We start from the raw sequence: 18,060 nt of genomic DNA, 5'->3' as shown, positions 1-18,060 counted from the left end.
GATGCTTAGCTATACAAAAAAGAGAGTTACCTTTTACTTAACTCTCTCCAATCAAAATGCTAAATGAAAAAATGAAAGATTTCAATCTAATTACTTCTTTTTTTGCATTTGCTTTGCTAACATTTCTTTCACTTGATTATACGTTAACCCTGAATTTTTATTTAAACGCTTTACTTCCTCAACATCAGTACCTACCACTGTATATTTTTTCTCATCATTCATTTTTCTAATTCCCTTCTCACCGTATTATTTCTTATATTTCTTCCCTAAATGCGCATAAATTAACACCACTACAAAAAAGGAAGCTGTTTTTAAGCACAGCTTCCTTCTCGTTACATATTGTATTTCTTAATAAAACTTCACTACATCTTCAGTAGGCAAGAACGTTCTTTCTGCTGGTTGTTCGTTTGATTCACCAAATGGCATTTGACCTACTAAGCTCCACTCTGCCGGAATGTTCCAAGTTTCTTTCACTTCAGCATCTACGATTGGGTTGTAATGTTGTAATGACGCCCCAATTCCTTCAGCAGATAATAGCATCCACACAGTATGTTGTAACATCGCATTTCCTTGATGAGACCAGAATGGGAACTGATCTTTGTATAATGGGGCATTTTCTTGCATTTTTTCTACAGTTGCTTGATCTTCAAAGAATAGAACTGTTCCTACACCTGCATGGAAGCCTTTTAGTCTTTCTACAGTCGCTTCAAAGTTTTCTGCTGGTACGCGTGCTCTTAGTGTTTCTTTAACGATATCCCAAAACTTTTCATGCTCTCCATCCATTAATACAACCATACGACCACTTTGCATATTGAAAGATGTTGGTGCGTGTAAAGCTGTTTTTAACACTTCTTCAATTCTTTCTTTCGTAATTGCATCGTTTTTTGTTACTTTACGAATTGAACGGCGGTTCACGATTGCTTCTTTTAAGTTTGTTGTAGTTGCTGACATTTTAATTCCTCCAAATGTTTGTTTTATAATTTATTTTGTTATTTCATAACAAGCGAATTAGCAATATCCATCGGTATTACATTGCATACCTTCAAATGAATTTGTTTTATCCTTTTCAATTTCTTTATCAATGACCCTTTCTAGTGTTTCTTTACTAGCAAGCCCTTGAATGACTTCATCTCCAATCATGACAGTTGGAACAGCCATAATATTCGCTTCATCATATGCGTGTTGAATTGCTTCTTGATGCTTTTCTTTATATTTACGAGTTACTAAAGCATCTTTAAATTCCGCCTCAGGAAGTCCTACTTCTACCGCTAATTTTGTTAACACATCAATATCTTCAATGTTTTGCTCTTCTTGGAAAAATGCTGTGAATACGCGGTGATGATACTCATTACCTAGTCCACGTTCTTTCGCAAATTGACATCCTTCGAAAGCTAAATGTGTATATGGATGTGGTGAAACACGTGGCAAGCGCATATCAATTCCTAACTTCTTCGCTGTCGGAAGAATGAAAGCATCCCATGAACCTAATTTTTCTGGTTCATTCCATGGATCTATTTTTGAATATGGACTTGGACGTAATTCAAATGGCATCCATTCAATCTCTACATCTTTCTCTTTCGCTACCTCATCTAATGGACCTTTTGCTAAAAAACAAAACGGACATATAAAATCTGAGTATACTTTCATTTTTACAGTCATAACTTTTACACCTTACCTTATCGTTGTAATCAAATCAGTTACATTAATGATAAAAAAATATAAATATTATTTAAGCATTCATTTTTTCTTGCAAAGTTTCAAACAACTGCCCCATCGTAATATTTCTCAAAACTTCTTCCATCGCGGATTGTGCTTGAATTAAAATAATTTCTAACACCGCTTGAATATTCGCCCCAATTGGACAATCTGGATTCGGTTGCTCGTGAATATGAAATAGCTTGTCTTCTTCGACTACGTTCACTGCATGATACACATCTAACAATGTGATTTCATGTAAATCCTTTAGTAATCCCGCGCCACCCGGTCCACGATTTACGTAAACAAAGCCAGCTTGTTTCAAGTACGACATGATTTTACGAATGACTACTGGATTTGTATTGACACTCTCAGCCATATAGTCTGAAGTACAAAGTGAAGATGGATTGTTTTTTAAAATAGATAAAATATGAACAGCTATGGAAAAGCGGCTACTAATTTTCATCATAATCACCACCTCGATGTAATCATTATAGTTACAACTTAAAAATAAGTCAATCCTTTTCATAGATTTTTTATAAGTAAATTAAAAAGTGCCCCATTATGATATATGAGACACCCCTTTTTATTCTGCAAATAGCGCTTGAAATTCTTCAATAAATAGCTGTACAGCGATTGAAGAATCCTTTAATGAAGGAACAGCTAAAGCAATTTCTCTCCATACTTGCGGTTCCAATTCTCTCGTTTGCACATTCTGTGGTAAATTCGTTAAAGATAATTCAGCTAATATTGCAATGCCTAATCCTTCTTGAATCATATTTAAAGCTGTAGTAACGGTAGAAATTACATACTCAGCCCGAAGTGGTACGTTGGCTTGTTTAAACATATCAATGATGGGTGGTTCGTATCCGCCCTTACATAATATGATCGGTTCATTCTCCAAATCACGAATTGTAATAGAGTCCTTCTTACAAAGAGGATGATCCTCTCTTAAGATAGCAACCATTTTTCCCTTCGTTAACGGGACAATCTCCATCTCTTTATTAGGCAAAATAACAATTCCTATATCAACAACCCTCGATATTAACCAATCTTCAACTTCTTTAATTGTTCCTTCACAAAGAACGACCTCTAAGCTCGGATACTTCTCCTTAAAATGGTTTATCATTTTCGGTAAGAAATGTGCAGAAGCACTCGGAAAACTCCCAATTCGAATCGTCCCCACTTCATGTCCTTTCTCCATCGCAACTTCTTGTTCAATCTTCTCTACACCGTTCAAAATCTCTCTAATATGTACAAGAATTCTGTTTCCTACATCCGTAACGAGTAATCCTTGTCGTTTATCACGTATAAGAATCGTAACTCCTAACTCTGACTCAATACTTGAAATGGCATGACTTACAGCTGGCTGCGTCATATTTAACACCCTGGCAGCCTTCGTAAAACTACCTAACTCAATAGTTTTTATTAATACTTGCAGTTGTGTAATAGTCATAACTAATCACTTATACTCCTTATAAAAAAGATTCATTTTATTTATTACATTCGATATCATATCATAGTGAAATGAATAACAACAAGGAGGTCTTACCGTGACACAGCTTTCTCGAACTAAGACGGCCATAATCCTTACCTTTCTCGTTTTCATGTGGGGAATCAATTGGCCTTTATCTAAGTTTGCCCTGCATTATACACCACCCGTTTTATTTGCAGGCGTTCGAACTTTAATTGGAGGATTCATTTTACTCCTTTTCGCTCTACCCAAATATAAAGAATTACATTTAAAAGAAACGTGGCATTTATATGTTATTTCTTCTTTACTTAACATCATTATATTTTACGGGTTACAAACTGTTGGTCTTCAATATATGCCTGCTGGGTTATTTTCCGCCATTGTATTTCTACAACCAGTTTTACTCGGTATTTTCTCGTGGATATGGCTTGAAGAATCAATGTACGGCTTGAAAATTTTCGGGCTTGTTCTTGGATTTATTGGTGTAGGTGTTATTAGCTCAAGCAGTTTAACAGGACATATTTCTGTTATTGGAATCCTTCTCGCGTTAGGATGCGCTATTGGCTGGGCACTTGGCACAGTATTCATTAAGAAGACTGGTCACCGTGTTAATGCCATTTGGATGGTAACAATTCAGCTTCTTATCGGTGGTCTTTGTTTAATCGGATTTGGCTCAGAATTTGAAAGTTGGTCTAGTATTGCTTGGAGTATGCCATTTGTTAGTGTACTACTCTTTATTTCATTCTTTGTTATTGCAATGGGGTGGCTTGCATACTTCACACTCGTTGGAGCTGGTGAAGCGAGTAAAGTAGGGGCTTATACATTCCTTATTCCCCTTATCGCTATTATTGTAAGTTCAATCTTCTTACATGAAGCCATTACAATGAGCTTATTTATTGGCCTATTATTTATTGTTGTGAGCATTTGTTTTGTAAATATAAAGCCGAAAACACTTGCTGTAAGGCAGCAGGTTGAAGTGAAATAAATATGAGAAAGAGCCTACTATTTGTAGGCTCTTTTTTATATCTTATTTTTTACGACGCACTACAAAAACACACGCACCTACCGAAGATACAATTGCCAAAATAGATAAAACAATTGCTATCAACTGCATATTACTAGTACCTTCATTCTTTTCTACATTAGATACTTCACCATGTTCTCCTGTTAATGACGTACCTTTTGCAATTGTAGTAAGTGAATGCGGTTTTTCAGCTTTCTCATCGCCTGTCCATTCAACAATTTCTCCGTCTTTATATTGTTGATATGCATCCCAAGCTATTTTTTGTTCTTTATCCGGATTTTTAGCGACGAAAGTAAATCGCTGGAACTGACCGGGTAAAATCCCTTCTCCTATTGCTTCCCATACTACAGTTTTCACTTTTCCGGCATTATCTTTCTGCTCTTCCATTTTCCACCCTGGCACTGGTTCATACTGTTGGAATTCCACACCAGACGGTATTTTCAGTGTAACTTTTGTTGTTGCTATATTCTTTTCAACTGGTACTTTTATCGTGTAAGTCTCCCAAGAACCGATGTCAGAAGTTGCTGGCTTCACAGTAACGTGCGCACTAACAGGTAACGAAAACATTCCCATTGTAATTGCTGTTGCGATCATTGTTGTTCCTAATTTTTTTATACGTTCCATTTTCAATTAGCTCCTTTTTATCTATCCCTACTCTTTATCCCGCTATTCGCCGGGTAGCCCAATTGATGAGGGCTGCTTAAAGTTTCACTTTATCTGCCACCTACAATAAATTTATAATCCGTATCGAAGCTATCAAGCGATTTCGTTAATCCATGTACTTGTATATTCCAGTTTCCTGTCATGTTAATATACATACCTTCTGCTTCATATTCTCCCGGTGAAACTGCCGAAACTTTAAATGATCCTTTTCCCATATTCATATCTAACGATTGAGTCGTTAATATAATTTGTTCCATATCAGTAACGGGTTGTCCGTTCTCATCCTTTAAAGTAATATGGAATATATTTTGTCCTACTCTATTAGGACTTACATTTAGCGTCATTTCATATCCATTATCTAATTGTTTACTCTCTGTAAAAGGTCCAGTAGGAGGCATCGGTGGTGTTTGTACGTTTGTCATAAAAGCTACGATGACGAAAATGATAATTCCAATGATAAACTCTACTTTCACCGTAGCACCTAATCCTTGCTCCGCTCTCATTTTCCCTTTCACATAATGAATAATTCCCAATATCCCCATGAAAACGAATAAAAGTATCTTTGCTAGTAAAGCTAATCCATACTTCGTATCAAATAACGAGTGGATTGTTGGAATAAAAAATGTACTGTTAAAAAGACCTGTTATTAAAATCACAATGACAGCGCATGTTGCCCACGGTGAAAAACGCTTAATCATATACCAATACATATTCCATTTGTTATCCTCTTTACGTAACAGAAGAATAATAGACGATAAACCACCAATCCATAATGAAGCTGCGAATAAATGTAAAAAATCCATAACAACAGCAATATCTTTAAACTTTAAACCATATGCGTGACTATTAAATGCTTTCATAACAAGTATTCCAATAAACAGCACTATTGGAATACTCCATACTTTAAAAGACGATAGCTTCTCACGCCTCATCGCAAAATACGTAACGATTATAAGCGAACTAATGAGAACCATTTGAGTAATCCAAACATAACTAAAAACAGAAAGCTGTAACGTTTCTTTTAATAGTAAAGGATTGAATGCTTCTAGCCATGAAACATCAGCATTTATTTTCGCTTGCAGTGGTAGATTGAATAACAAGCTAGTAAATATCCCTAATAAGGAAATCCATATTATGTTCTTACTCCTTGATCGAACCGAGGTTGCATTCCCTTTATACATAATAAGATTAAAGAATAGCACTCCTATAAATAGTGAGAAACTTGTATATAAAATTCCACGTTCCATGATCATATCAATTTGCGGAACATATCCCATCTCTTCTACTTGTATATCATCTGCTCCAGCTTCCGCTAATCCAATACGGAATGGAATAACTCCTTGAATGGGATGTCCATCAGCTGAAATAGCTTTCCACTGAATAGAGTAGAGACCATTTTTAAGATTCTCTTTCAATCCAGCTTCTAATAGCTTTTTATTTTTTTTATCAATATGAGCATCTTTTAAATCGACCCTTTTACCTGATGTATCTCTCACGTACAATGTATTAAAACTTGAGATTTGTATGTCCTCATCGAACTCGATTTTCACAACAGACGGTGCTTTCTTCAATGTTTCATTTTCAGTAGGGTTTGATTTCACAACGTATGCATGAGCAGATGCACTTTTCGGTATCAATATGATAAGCACACATGCAAGTAATAACAATGTCCCTAACCTTTTCATTACTTTCACACTCATTTCACTTCTTTCTTCCTCATCGCTATATTTTCATTATTTTTACTTCCCGAGTTTGATTCTTGGGCAAAATATTAACCTGATTAAATATAAACTTCTAGAAAGTATAACTCTTTATTTCTCTTCCACCTCTAAACTTCCAATATAATAGTAACTATTATGATAGATACAACTTACATTTTTAAAGCCGATTGTTATTATATCATAAAATATATTTATGTAAGTTATCAAAGAAGAAAAGTTATCGTGAATCATTTGTGAAGAAAATGTGAAATACATAAATAAAAAGGTATTACGTTATTACGTAACACCTTTAAAAAAATATCCCTCTTCTATTTCTCTTCCGGATAATCACAATACTCGATAATCGTTCCTTCAGTATCCGCTGGGTTAAGATAAATTAACCTTCTACCGTGCTTATTAATGCGTAGTGTATGCTCTAATGTCCGAATACCTTGTTCTTTTAACTCTTCTAGAGCCACCTCTAAATCATCAACACGATACGCAACGTGATGTACACCTTTACCTTTTTGTTTTATAAATCGGGCAATTGGTGAAGTGGTGTTATTTGTCGGTGCAAGTAATTCAATTCTATCTCCATCCACTTCAAGAATGGCTACTTCACTTTCTACACCTGTTGCCTCACTTACGTAACGATCTATTAATTCTCCTGATAGAACCTGTTGTTTTGTTTCAAGATAGTTGTACATCAGAAGGTATATAACCCCCTATTTTTCAGCTTTAATTTTGAAATAGTTACAACAAAGTTGCTCCTTGTATGCTTCCATAATTAATTAATCAAGGTAATTATTAAAACAACATAGTTGTACACTGCACATATATTAGAAGAATATTCAAACTTTACTTATCTCATCGCTGGAGTGTTACATATATGTAATACACACTTGTATAGCGTCACTTTACCCATAAATTCCCACAATCGGAAGCATAAGTTGGCCAGAAAACACTTATTTTTGTAGGTGATTATCTAATTATTTAACGGAATTGGAAGGATAAGTTGGCCATGAGTTAATTATTAACCCATAAGCTTTCCGTGTGTTTTATTCATGTAGCTTTGGCATAATGTTTAGTCAAATTGATACGAATAACCTTAATAAACGAGCAAATGGAACTGACGCTTCCGTTAGTTAATAGTTCACTTTGCCCTCTTGATATGCTTTCTTTACCCGTTCAATTTGAGCAAGGTGTCCTTGTATATGTTGAAGAACTTTCAATTGAAAATAACCTATAAACCATTTATTAATAAAGTTGTTCTTTGGCAGGTTTATCCAAATATATATAGAAAGTATGAAAAAATAGATTTTAACCTGACCAAAGGAGATGAAGAAATTGTTTAAAAAAATCGGTATAGGAGTATTTTCTACAGCAATTGTATTAAGTACCAGTATAGGTTTTTCAGGTATTGTATCAGCAGATAGTCCATCTGCAAATGAACAAGTTAGGAATGGAGGTTTTGAGGATGGGCTAAATAACTGGATTTTATCTAATCCTAATTCTTCTACCGAGAATATTGGAAATTCTGAACCAGGCAATCACTATCTGAAATTAATGCATACAGACACAGCCTATCAGCTTGTTACTGTAAAGCCGAATACAGAATATACATTATCATTTGATATAGCGGGAAGTATAGGTTCTCCAGCAGAAGTAACAGTCGGTAATCTGAATGCCACTCAAGAAATAGTTCCATTAACAAAGAAGCAGTATACAGGATTTAAGCCGGAACATTATGAGATGAAGTTTAAAACAGGTGAGGATGTGTCAAACTTTGCTGTTAAACTTGCTTCCACAGCAAATGGAAGGGCTAAGTTTGATAATGTACAGTTAAAGGCAAATGAGAAATCTTATGTTTTAAATATGGATTTTGATCACAATTCAAGTTTAGAACCTCTTAAACCATTTGGTAATATAAAATACAATATTGAAGAGAATGCAGGAGTAAATAATTCTAAAGGGCTTCATGTAAACGCATCAACCGGTTCAGCATTGTTTGGATCCATAAATTTGAAACCTAATACTACCTACATACTGTCCGCATCTGGAAAAGTAAATACTCCTAGTTCAGAAGTATGGGTATCAGTAGATGTTAATGGAAGAGGCATAGCTAGTTTGGGATTCAATTCCTCACAGTATGAGCAAAAATCGGTCGAATTTACTACTCCAAATTCTACTAATTCAAGTGAATTCTACATTTATCATCTTGCTGCGTTCAGCTTTGATGTCAATCTTGATGATATTGTACTAGTTGAAAAGTAACCATAATAAAAAATATATTTCTATTATTGACACATGAAAATAATTTTAGAAATGAACCGCTATATCCATATCGACTAGATACTTTGAAATATTTATGGGAATTCAGTTCGTTTTTTCATTTTTAGGATTTTTACGTTTAGACACGGGTTGACCTTTACGATGTATGTTAAGAGCTATATTCTCCAAAAAACTATATGAAAGGAGTATCAAAGCTGGAAATTATAATCTACGCTACTTTTAAAAAATGTTTTTAGTAATGATTTTATTTATATAACTAGGAGGGGGAACATGAAATTAATATCAAAAATAGTAATGACTGCGTTAATAGTATTGAGTACATTTGCATTCAATTTAGGTGGAGAATTTGATAAGAGTTTTCTTTCTACCCCAAAAGCATATGGGGATGTAATCAAGGCACTTCCACAAAATGCGTCAAAGATAGAGTTAGATTATGCTCCTAAGTATGACTACGACACAGACGGGTGTTATGCGACTGCAGCAATTTCTCCAGATGGCACGACTAACCCTGGCCTAAGTTTGGGCGGTTCCCCGGAAAGTGTCTGTAGAGATGTTAACCGACTGGAAAATTCAAACACTTATTCTCGGGCCAAATCAAATAATGGTTGGACTGCCATTATGTATGCGAGTTACTTTGAGAAAGATCAACAAACTTCGGGCCCTGTTGCGCTTGGACATCGAAATGACTGGGAACACACAATAGTTTGGGTTAAAGATAGTCAGGTTCAATATGTAACTTATTCAGCACATGGTAATTGGTACACTAACCCTCGCTCAAACGTTAGATTCGATGGAAACCACCCGAAAATTGTATACCATAAGGACGGCGGCTTGACACATGCTTTTCGCCTGGCTAATAGCAATGACGAGCCGCCAGAAAACTATTATCACCAGTGGCTCCAACTACCAATGGTTGGTTGGAATGGCTATCCAAGCCTAGCTATTCGAGAAAAACTAATGACTACGAACTTTGGATCTGCAACACTTGAAATCAAAGATGGAAATTTTGAAAGATCCCTTGCTAGTGCAAAGCCACCCATTAACTTTGACCCTTACGCACCAGAACTAGAAGATGGTGGTACTTATCAAATAGTTTCTACTTTAAATAATAGTAGTGTCGTTGACTTAAATCAAGCAGATGGAAATGTTCAATTATGGCAAAATGGCAACGCTAATAATCAAAAATGGAAGCTAGTATATGATTCAAATAAATTAGCATATCAAATTAAAAATATAGCAAATCAAAATTTAGTATTAGCTTGGAATGATCTTAATGGTTCCAATAATGTGATTGCTACATCTAATCAAAATAAGGAAGAGCAATATTGGATACCAACAGAAGCAGGAAATGGATATTATTATGTAAGGAATAAGAAGGATACAAACAAAGTGTTAGATGTAAGTGGCTATGGTACTGCAAATGGAACAAATGTTACAGTATATAATTTCCATGGTGGTAATAATCAAATATTCAAATTATCTAATGTAACAGGGAGTTTAGCAGGAGAAGTGGAGTCACTTTATAAGGCACAGCCTGGTCAAAGCAGTAGATCAAGTAATAATTTTTCACTTGAACATCTTGCAGCAGGTACCAAAGTACGAGTTGTTTTAGAAGGAGCAGGTGCTACCTCTTTGTCATTTAGCGTTGCAAAAGATATACGTAACGGTTCAGACCGTGGGATTTGGTCAAATGTTAGAGATGGTTCTATTCTAACGATCCCTTCAGGAGATGATAGAAAGAATTTGTATATCGCAGGTCCTCCTAGCGGATATACTTCTAACGGTACATTTAAAGTGAAATTTTACGCTCTTCCAAACTAAAAAATATTATAACGTTTCTATTCCCTTTATATTAATCTAATTAGAAAATGAGTATGCATACTTCAAAAAATTATTTCGGCTTGCTCGATTGGATTAACTATATTAATAGGAAATATAGTGTTTTGTTGCAAAGTTTTGTTAAGAGATAAAAGGGTGGAGATAAGTACAGCTGAAAAACCGAAGTCTGAGCAATGACTTCGGTTTTTTTATATAGGCCGAGTGATGGAGGAGCTGTTCTGGCCTGCAGCAATATTTCCTAATAATAGATTTTTGTATTTTTAATGACTAATTGTCTATCCAGTTCTGTTGCAAAGTTTTTTAAATGAAGTGTAAATCTATATTGATAAATTTATTACAAAATTAGCTATAAATGATTCGAAATCCTAAAGTAAACTTTTACCCAAAAGTTTACTTTGGATTTATTTCAATCACTGTGTTTATAACATTTCTTCGTATTTCGAATAAACATCCCAAAAATTATACATTCAAAACATCACATCTTCTTTTAAACACTTAAAGACGACTTTAAAAATACTCTTCAAATCTTGGAAGCATAAGTTTGCCGCAAACAAAAAGAAGCATAAACTTGCCGTTCCGACAAACTTATGCTTCATATTACATATAGCAAGAAAACAGATATCTTTTGAAAAGATATCTGTCTGTTGTAAGCACATAGCAAATACATAAACAAAAAGGGTATTACGTTATTATGCAATACCCTTTTCAATAATAAAATCCCTTTATTTCTCTTCTGGATAATCACAATACTCAATAATCGTTCCTTCTGTATCCGCTGGGTTCAGATAAATTAATCGTCTGCCATGTTTATTTATTCGGAGTGTATGCTCTAATGTTCGAATACCTTGTTTTTTTAATTCTTCTAAAGCTACATCTAAATCATCGACATGATATGCAACGTGATGAACACCTTTCCCTTTTTGTTTTATAAATCGGGCAATTGGTGATGTTGTATTATTCGTCGGTGCAAGTAGTTCAATTCTATCTCCATCCACTTCTATAATAGCGACTTCACTTTCCACACCTGGTGCTTCACTTACGTAACGATCTATTAATTTCCCTGATAGAACCTGTTCATAAAAACGTATCGTACTATCTATATCACGAACTGCGATTCCGATATGATCAATTGCTTTTTTCATTTTATTTCCCCTAATACTTTATTTTTATTCATTATTAATAGTAACAAAAAAAGTTATAGAAACAAGCGTTTTGTTTCAAGATAGTTATACATCATAAAGTATATGATTCTCTGTTTTTCATTTATATTTACAAACATTTACAATAAAGTTATTCCTTAACTGCCTCTATAATTAATCAAGACGATTATTAAAACAATATAGTTGTACACTATATATATTAAAAATTATACTTCTCTCTTAGTCCAATAAATTCTTTCTGCATTTCAGGGTTTTTAAACTCGAAACATTTAACGGATCCATAACTTCGTATGTTATTTTTAATAATTTTTTCTCCTTTATTAATCAATATAGGGATAATATATTTAATTTTTCGCAACTGATAACCTTCTCTATCTTCAGTATGCATCTGTAAATACTGTACAGTTTTAGGTGTTCTCTTTTCATATCCTGTAAACCCCTTTATACCTAACTCTTTTGCTACTCGATTTTTAGTAACATGTATTGGAGGCTCAATCTGGTATAATTTATCTAAAATGCCTCTTGATTTATGTAAATATTCTTGATCTTTTTCCGGCCAATTCACTTCTCTATAAGTGTTAGAATTGTTATCACGCCTATATTTAACATTCGGCTTATTTTCCATTATCCATTTTTATACAGCCATGCGATTAAATTCGTATCAATTCTTTTTAGATGCATGATTAAAAAATCAGGATGTTTTTCTTTTAAATCTAAATATCTCCTTCGATTTTGATGTTTTAATTCTTCTTGTCTATCCTCAAGACACAATTCATTTTTTAAATGATAGTTTACTTTAGCACCGTATGTACCTAATATTCTCGCTATCTTAGCAATTGATAGTTTTTCAACATATCTTAGCTCAAATAGCTTATCTCTCCAAATTTTTCCGTATTTTTCAATTTTCCAATACGTTTTTTCATCGGAAATATGATCCGGCACCAATTTAGAATAACTAAATCCACAATTACATTCGAAAACCCCTTTTATTTTATCTTTAAATGTTTTTATTTCGACTGTTTTTATAATACGAGTATTATAATGTTCTGCTGCTTTATTCAAACAAATATATGGTCCTTCGCCAAAAGGATTAATTTTCCCCTCATTATTTTCAGTTAGATTTTTCACGGATTTACCCAAAAAAATAGTAAGTAATATATGTCGGATAGGATGAAACGAAGTATAATGAGTTCTAATTAATTTGATAAGCCAACAATTCGCACTATCTGTGATTGTTGAATTCATAAGAATTAATAATTCTTCTCCATAAAACTCTAAAAAATCTTTAAGTAACTTTTTTCTATCAATTAAATCATTTTTATTTATATATCCTTTTTGGGTTAAGATTGTACGATATATTTGATTCACATCTTTGAAATTGTAATTATTATTAGCTAGAAGAATGCTTTCTTTAGTTATATATTTAAGATACATTTTAGTCCTATCCGAATAAGCTACTTCCTTTCTTACTATTGGACAGTTCTCAATAGTAGGTGGCTCTAAATATTGGGTATTACTATATTTATATACCACAGTACTATCTAACAAGTATGTTTCATGTCTCTCACAAATAAATACACTAGGTATCTGATGTTGTAACCTCCAGTACGTTTCTCCAAACTTTTCATAATCGTCAGCTACACAACACGGACAATACTTAAAGTACTGATTTTGTATTGTTGTATATACTCTTGTTCCAATAAGACTTATTACATTAACATTCCCACCATTGCACATAACATCCCATACTTTTTCTTTTATCTCTTTTCCAAAAAAATTTGTATAGTAGAAATACAAAGTATTTCTTTTTATTAAAGAATCTACAGATGGATATGCAAATATGTTTAATCGTTTCATTATGTTATTTAAAGAAGTAGGTAAATCAGTACTAATTGTCCATGATTTACCTGGAATCAAATCTTTTCTTCTTATACTCAACTTTCTACTTGGACTACCTATATGGTTATAATAACGCGCAAAAACACTATAAATAAGCTCATCTTCATATAGACTTGGAAAATACGGTAACAAATAAACGCCTCCCTATGACTATAAAAAAACTACCCATAACATTATTTATAAACCTGTATAATAAATAAGAATACTAATATTATCACTCTTCCATTTAAGAAATTTATTTTAGAGGTTTTTTTATATAACCATTTTCAAATAATGTCTCATAAGCTGACTGTTTTTTCTTTTTCCCCTTATTAATAAATGATTGTAAAACATTTTCATTAAACAATTCATTTTTACTTTTCTCTGTTTTTGTTTCATTGTTACTAATTTGTTGAAGCGCTTCCTTCATTAATTGCGCAATCGTAAAGTTAGGAAATTTATTTATTACGCTCTTAGCTAATTTTTCGGCATTTATTTCATTTACTTCTAAATTCATCAGAGCTAAAATCAATTTTTCTAATTTATTTAACTCTTTGCTTTGACGTTCTTTTGATATTCTTTCCTTTTTCTCTTGGATTCTGGCTTTCATATCAAGTATTGAATGTTGATTTGACATATACTCTTGTAAATCTAAAACTATAATATCTTCATATTTTGCAATTTCCGATTCTATTCCAGATTTAAGTGCATTCAACATTGGTTGAACAAGCTTTAAATCTTCTTTAACTACTTGTTTAATTAAGCCGAATGAAATTTTTTCTATACCCGTTTCAATAGCCCGCCCCTGTGCTAATATAAATATTTTTATTGCTATATCTATAATCCCCTGACTTTCTTCATATATTAAATTAATAAAATCTTGATTAAGTTCGATATGTTCTTTTGTCCACTGATAATCCCATACACTTGAAATCAAAACCTCCCAATCTTCAGAATTATCAATTTGCTACCAAACCATATCTCCTTGACCACTTCCACGACGCGCCTGTCTAAAATCCTTCTGTAGAAGGGCCCTTGCTCTCATTGTCCCGATCATCATAACAGGTATTCCAATTTCATTAATAAGTGTCACGAAAAAGTTCATCATCTTCTCAGATGCATCACCTTTTGTAGATAAAAGATGTTGTATTTCATCAATGATTAAAACACCTAGACAATGTAATCTTGCAATTTGTCCCATTCTTGTTACCATTGAACTTACTGAATTAGGGGATCTACCATATTTTTTGAAATAATCTGTCCCTATCAATGAATCTATCTTTTCAAAAAAGTTTTGACATAATGATTTTAAAGAACCGTCATGCGGACAATTCAGCTTTAACCATACAATTTGAATTGTGTTAATTGGATACTGATGAATAATTAATTGTGGATATAAAGATAAAATTCTCTCTATAGCGGTAGATTTCCCAACACCTGGGAACCCCATTAATGTAAAACTAGATGCAGTTGACCTTATGACTGGTGATAAACCTATTTCTTCTTTTTCAACCAATTTTTGATGTAGCTCATTTAATACTTGAATATGTTGCTTTTGTAAAGGATTACGATTTACATAACCATAACGTAAAAAACGAGAAAACCTTCTTTCTAAATCTAGAGTTTGACCAATTGGTTGAAAGAAACGAGTTAATCGTAATAATGCATGATACCTATGATGTGCAGATAAGTTTTTTTCTTTTTCTTGATAAGCTGAAAAAAAGCTGAGCTGATCAAAAGCCTCTTCGTACGATAGTATACTTGGTAAAGCCTCTATTAAAGGATTACTAGTTTAATTAAAAATATTAAATAAATAGTTATTCTTTTTTCAAATTCACAATAGACAGTTTTCTCTTTTAATCCCCAGCTCAATTATAATTCGTTTTTGTAAAGTAATCTTTTCTAAAGATAACCCCAAAAACCCCCATTTTTGTGTAACAAAATGGGGATGAAAAAGAAAATCATCACTAATACACCTATATATACTGTAATCTTTCCAATCCAGAAATTGGAGACCTATTTGGCATAGAAGGCCGAACTTCTACAAAAGCAGGCATTATGCTGGATGGTAATTCTGAGATTGCAACAGCCAATTGACCTATATCTTGTGGGCGCATTTTCCATTCATCATTTTCCATCGACCTGTTGGCAATTGCTCCTAAGGATAGGTGACTAACACGTATTCCTTCGTATCTTAAATCTTGTATTGCTGCCTCTGCCATTGCGTGCAAAGCAGATTTTGTACTTGAATATGCAACACCTTGCTCAAAATAGTATTCACCCGCATGGCTTCCAATGAATATGATTAGCCCTTTACTCTGCTTTAGCATAGGGGCAGTAAACTGAATCAACCATAATGGGGCTGAAAGATTTGTACTTATACTGTCTTGCCAATCTTGTTCTGTTATCTTTGAAATGTTATTAAATCTTCTTATACCTGCATTATTTATTAATATATCTATTTTCCCATATCGTCTAATTATCTCGGCAACAGACTTTTCAATATCTATCTTTTGTGAAAGATCACATTTAATTTCTTCTAACCATTCTTCTTTACACAAAGTCCGATTCAATCCAATAACCTTATGCCCTTTTTCCGCAAATGATTTTGCAATTCCGTATCCCAAACCGCGATTTGCACCAGTTATTACTATTATTTTCACTTCAAAACACCACCTATTTTCTCAAAATGTTATTTTTATAACTTAGATGGCACATTAATGTTATAAAAATAATTATTAAAGTTTGCTAAAAAATCATTAATTTGTTTTTCTTTTTCACATAATGATTTTTTTCTTTTAACTATTTTTGCTGAAATCTCTTCAATTTTTTCATAGACTATTAATCCATTTTCGGCAAGTGTCTTACCTGACTGCACTATTTCCACAATACAATCCGCCATATTCAATACTGGAGCAATTTCCACCGAACCATTTAAATGTATCACTTCTATATCATGGTATTGCTGATCAAAATATTTCTTTGTAATTACAGGATATTTACTTGCTACAGATTTTACATCTCTTATATTTATTCCAGGTTTTGCACATACACACAGTTCACACTGCCCAATTTTAAGATCAAGTATATCTACAAAACCTTCACCCTTTTCTAATAGTAAATCACTTCCTACAACGCCTAAATCAGCAATCCCTTTCTCTAAAAAAAGTAAAATATCTACTGATTTTACCAATACAAAGCGCAAATTTTGTTCACTTAACTCAAAACACAGTTCACGCGAACTCTCTAAATCTACGGGGGTATTAATCCCACTTGCTCTTAGAATCTGCAAGGTTTCTGATAATAAGCGTCCCTTTGAAAGAGCAATTGTAATAAACTCTTCATTAACTGACAAAGTGATTCCTCTCTTCATAGAAAATATAAAATCAAATGTTAATAATTTTTCATTTTCTTCTTTGTTTACTTTTTAATCAGTACATCTTCTATACGTAAAACTTCAAATGGAATTAACACTCCTACACTTTTAATTCTCCCTGTTAAGTGCCCAATAACAATGTCTGAGGTACATCCCAATAACATGTAAGCATCTGCCTGATTCATATGATTTGCTTGAGCTATTATCTTTGTAGAAGTATCTACGCCCATCTTAACAGCTTCTTCAAATGTCTCCCCAAAGCCAATTATTACAAGTCCTTGTTCTACCTGTAAAATGGGAGTAGGAATATTATTTTCAAATATATTTACATTTATGTGTAAAGTGCCTGATGCCTCTAAAGCAATCCCTGAGGGTTCTCCATTTCCTTGTAAAGCATGTAAATCACCAGCGTATAATAAACCACCTTCGACAGCTACTGGTAAATAAATTGTTGTTCCTTCAACCAACCAGCGGATATCTAAATTCCCTCCGTATTTACATGTTGCACCATTTCTTGTTCTAAAGGGATCAGCTAGTCCTATCCCTCCCAAGCTAGGTCTAACCTGTAAATCAATTCCCTCAAAATCTATCCTATTATTTTTAATCTCTATTTTCTTATAATTTCGTTCTGTGAATTGACCCTTCAAAACTCCTGAAGAACGCGAAATACATGTATATGCATGCTTTGCTAAATGAATATTTTTAATTTTTATAGCTACCGTCATTCCTGGCAATGCTCCATTGATATAAACTGGCCCTGTAAACGGATGATGTTTGCCTTTATTAATTACATTATTTAGTTCCTCTTCATTATCCGTCTCTTGTGAAAATGCATTCATGATCTCCATTGAGATTTCTTGACCTGGATTTACATATAAAACCGGTTCTCTCTCTGGAGATAACTCAAAACTAGCTGTATCAGTTGAGTATTCAATAAAATTCACATCTACATTATTCAT

17 protein-coding genes and 1 pseudogene are annotated in these 18,060 nt (G+C 33.4%); 3 read left to right on the top strand and 15 right to left on the bottom strand.

Annotation, left to right across the window (positions count from 1 at the left end; all coding sequences use genetic code 11):
* Positions 1 to 90: 90 nt before the first annotated feature.
* From MR136_RS28460 to MR136_RS19160, 5 genes are all read right to left on the bottom strand, one after another.
* The gene (locus MR136_RS28460) at positions 91 to 222 is read right to left on the bottom strand and encodes a hypothetical protein (protein WP_000997344.1); all 132 of its coding nucleotides are present in this window, start codon (positions 220 to 222) and stop codon (positions 91 to 93) included.
* A 126-nt stretch (positions 223 to 348) separates the two neighbouring features.
* Complete coding sequence (locus tag MR136_RS19175) at positions 349 to 951, bottom strand: nitroreductase family protein (protein WP_001277023.1); 603 nt, start codon at positions 949 to 951, stop codon at positions 349 to 351.
* A gap of 57 nt (positions 952 to 1,008) precedes the next feature.
* The gene (locus MR136_RS19170; protein WP_000216673.1) at positions 1,009 to 1,659 is read right to left on the bottom strand and encodes a DsbA family oxidoreductase; all 651 of its coding nucleotides are present in this window, start codon (positions 1,657 to 1,659) and stop codon (positions 1,009 to 1,011) included.
* A gap of 70 nt (positions 1,660 to 1,729) precedes the next feature.
* Positions 1,730 to 2,161: an Rrf2 family transcriptional regulator gene (locus tag MR136_RS19165; RefSeq protein ID WP_000704073.1), complete on the bottom strand. Its 432-nt coding sequence runs from the start codon at positions 2,159 to 2,161 to the stop codon at positions 1,730 to 1,732.
* 120 nt (positions 2,162 to 2,281) lie between these two features.
* Positions 2,282 to 3,151 (bottom strand): LysR family transcriptional regulator, encoded by an 870-nt coding sequence (locus MR136_RS19160; protein WP_000156743.1) that lies wholly within the window; start codon positions 3,149 to 3,151, stop codon positions 2,282 to 2,284.
* Positions 3,152 to 3,248: 97 nt separating this feature from the next.
* On the opposite strand from MR136_RS19160, the gene MR136_RS19155 reads away from it, so the two are divergent.
* Positions 3,249 to 4,154, top strand: a complete 906-nt coding sequence (locus tag MR136_RS19155) for a DMT family transporter (RefSeq protein ID WP_000192812.1) — start codon at positions 3,249 to 3,251, stop codon at positions 4,152 to 4,154.
* 42 nt (positions 4,155 to 4,196) lie between these two features.
* On the opposite strand, the gene MR136_RS19150 is transcribed toward MR136_RS19155, so the two are convergent.
* The 3 genes from MR136_RS19150 to MR136_RS19140 all read right to left on the bottom strand — a co-directional run bounded on the left by MR136_RS19150 (position 4,197) and on the right by MR136_RS19140 (position 7,263).
* A complete protein-coding gene (locus tag MR136_RS19150; RefSeq protein WP_000439685.1) occupies positions 4,197 to 4,817 on the bottom strand; it encodes a YcnI family copper-binding membrane protein in 621 nt (206 codons plus the stop codon).
* A gap of 89 nt (positions 4,818 to 4,906) precedes the next feature.
* Positions 4,907 to 6,556 carry a copper resistance CopC/CopD family protein gene (locus tag MR136_RS19145; protein WP_139365896.1) on the bottom strand — a complete coding sequence of 550 codons (1,650 nt, stop codon included), beginning with the start codon at positions 6,554 to 6,556 and terminating at the stop codon, positions 4,907 to 4,909.
* A gap of 329 nt (positions 6,557 to 6,885) precedes the next feature.
* Complete coding sequence (locus tag MR136_RS19140) at positions 6,886 to 7,263, bottom strand: VOC family protein (protein WP_017673436.1); 378 nt, start codon at positions 7,261 to 7,263, stop codon at positions 6,886 to 6,888.
* A 640-nt stretch (positions 7,264 to 7,903) separates the two neighbouring features.
* On the opposite strand from MR136_RS19140, the gene MR136_RS19135 reads away from it, so the two are divergent.
* Together MR136_RS19135 and MR136_RS19130 are read left to right on the top strand one after the other, a co-directional pair.
* A complete protein-coding gene (locus tag MR136_RS19135; RefSeq protein ID WP_078421582.1) occupies positions 7,904 to 8,830 on the top strand; it encodes a carbohydrate binding domain-containing protein in 927 nt (308 codons plus the stop codon).
* 288 nt (positions 8,831 to 9,118) lie between these two features.
* The gene (locus tag MR136_RS19130; protein ID WP_103621453.1) at positions 9,119 to 10,669 is read left to right on the top strand and encodes an NPP1 family protein; all 1,551 of its coding nucleotides are present in this window, start codon (positions 9,119 to 9,121) and stop codon (positions 10,667 to 10,669) included.
* 740 nt (positions 10,670 to 11,409) lie between these two features.
* Here the strand turns inward: MR136_RS19130 and MR136_RS19125 are convergent.
* From MR136_RS19125 to MR136_RS19095, 7 genes and pseudogenes are all read right to left on the bottom strand, one after another.
* Positions 11,410 to 11,829, bottom strand: coding sequence for a VOC family protein (locus MR136_RS19125; RefSeq protein WP_017673912.1), 420 nt, complete (start codon positions 11,827 to 11,829; stop codon positions 11,410 to 11,412).
* A gap of 217 nt (positions 11,830 to 12,046) precedes the next feature.
* Positions 12,047 to 12,472: a hypothetical protein gene (locus tag MR136_RS19120; RefSeq protein ID WP_017673913.1), complete on the bottom strand. Its 426-nt coding sequence runs from the start codon at positions 12,470 to 12,472 to the stop codon at positions 12,047 to 12,049.
* Positions 12,472 to 13,878 carry a TnsD family Tn7-like transposition protein gene (locus MR136_RS19115; RefSeq protein ID WP_061457064.1) on the bottom strand — a complete coding sequence of 469 codons (1,407 nt, stop codon included), beginning with the start codon at positions 13,876 to 13,878 and terminating at the stop codon, positions 12,472 to 12,474. The genes MR136_RS19120 and MR136_RS19115 overlap by 1 nt, the downstream gene beginning before the upstream one ends.
* A 103-nt stretch (positions 13,879 to 13,981) precedes the next feature.
* Positions 13,982 to 15,511: pseudogene (locus MR136_RS19110) on the bottom strand (ATP-binding protein); the annotation flags it as partial.
* A 190-nt stretch (positions 15,512 to 15,701) separates the two neighbouring features.
* Positions 15,702 to 16,388 (bottom strand): SDR family NAD(P)-dependent oxidoreductase, encoded by a 687-nt coding sequence (locus MR136_RS19105; protein WP_000692393.1) that lies wholly within the window; start codon positions 16,386 to 16,388, stop codon positions 15,702 to 15,704.
* A 35-nt stretch (positions 16,389 to 16,423) separates the two neighbouring features.
* On the bottom strand, positions 16,424 to 17,080 hold the full coding sequence (hisG, locus tag MR136_RS19100; protein WP_098512112.1) for an ATP phosphoribosyltransferase: 657 nt from the start codon (positions 17,078 to 17,080) through the stop codon (positions 16,424 to 16,426).
* Between the two features lie 65 nt (positions 17,081 to 17,145).
* Complete coding sequence (locus MR136_RS19095; protein ID WP_031312327.1) at positions 17,146 to 18,060, bottom strand: acetamidase/formamidase family protein; 915 nt, start codon at positions 18,058 to 18,060, stop codon at positions 17,146 to 17,148.

Source organism: Bacillus cereus group sp. BfR-BA-01311 (assembly GCF_022664295.1).
GTDB classification, from domain to species: domain Bacteria; phylum Bacillota; class Bacilli; order Bacillales; family Bacillaceae_G; genus Bacillus_A; species Bacillus_A cereus.
This window is presented reverse-complemented; position numbering and strand designations above follow the sequence as displayed.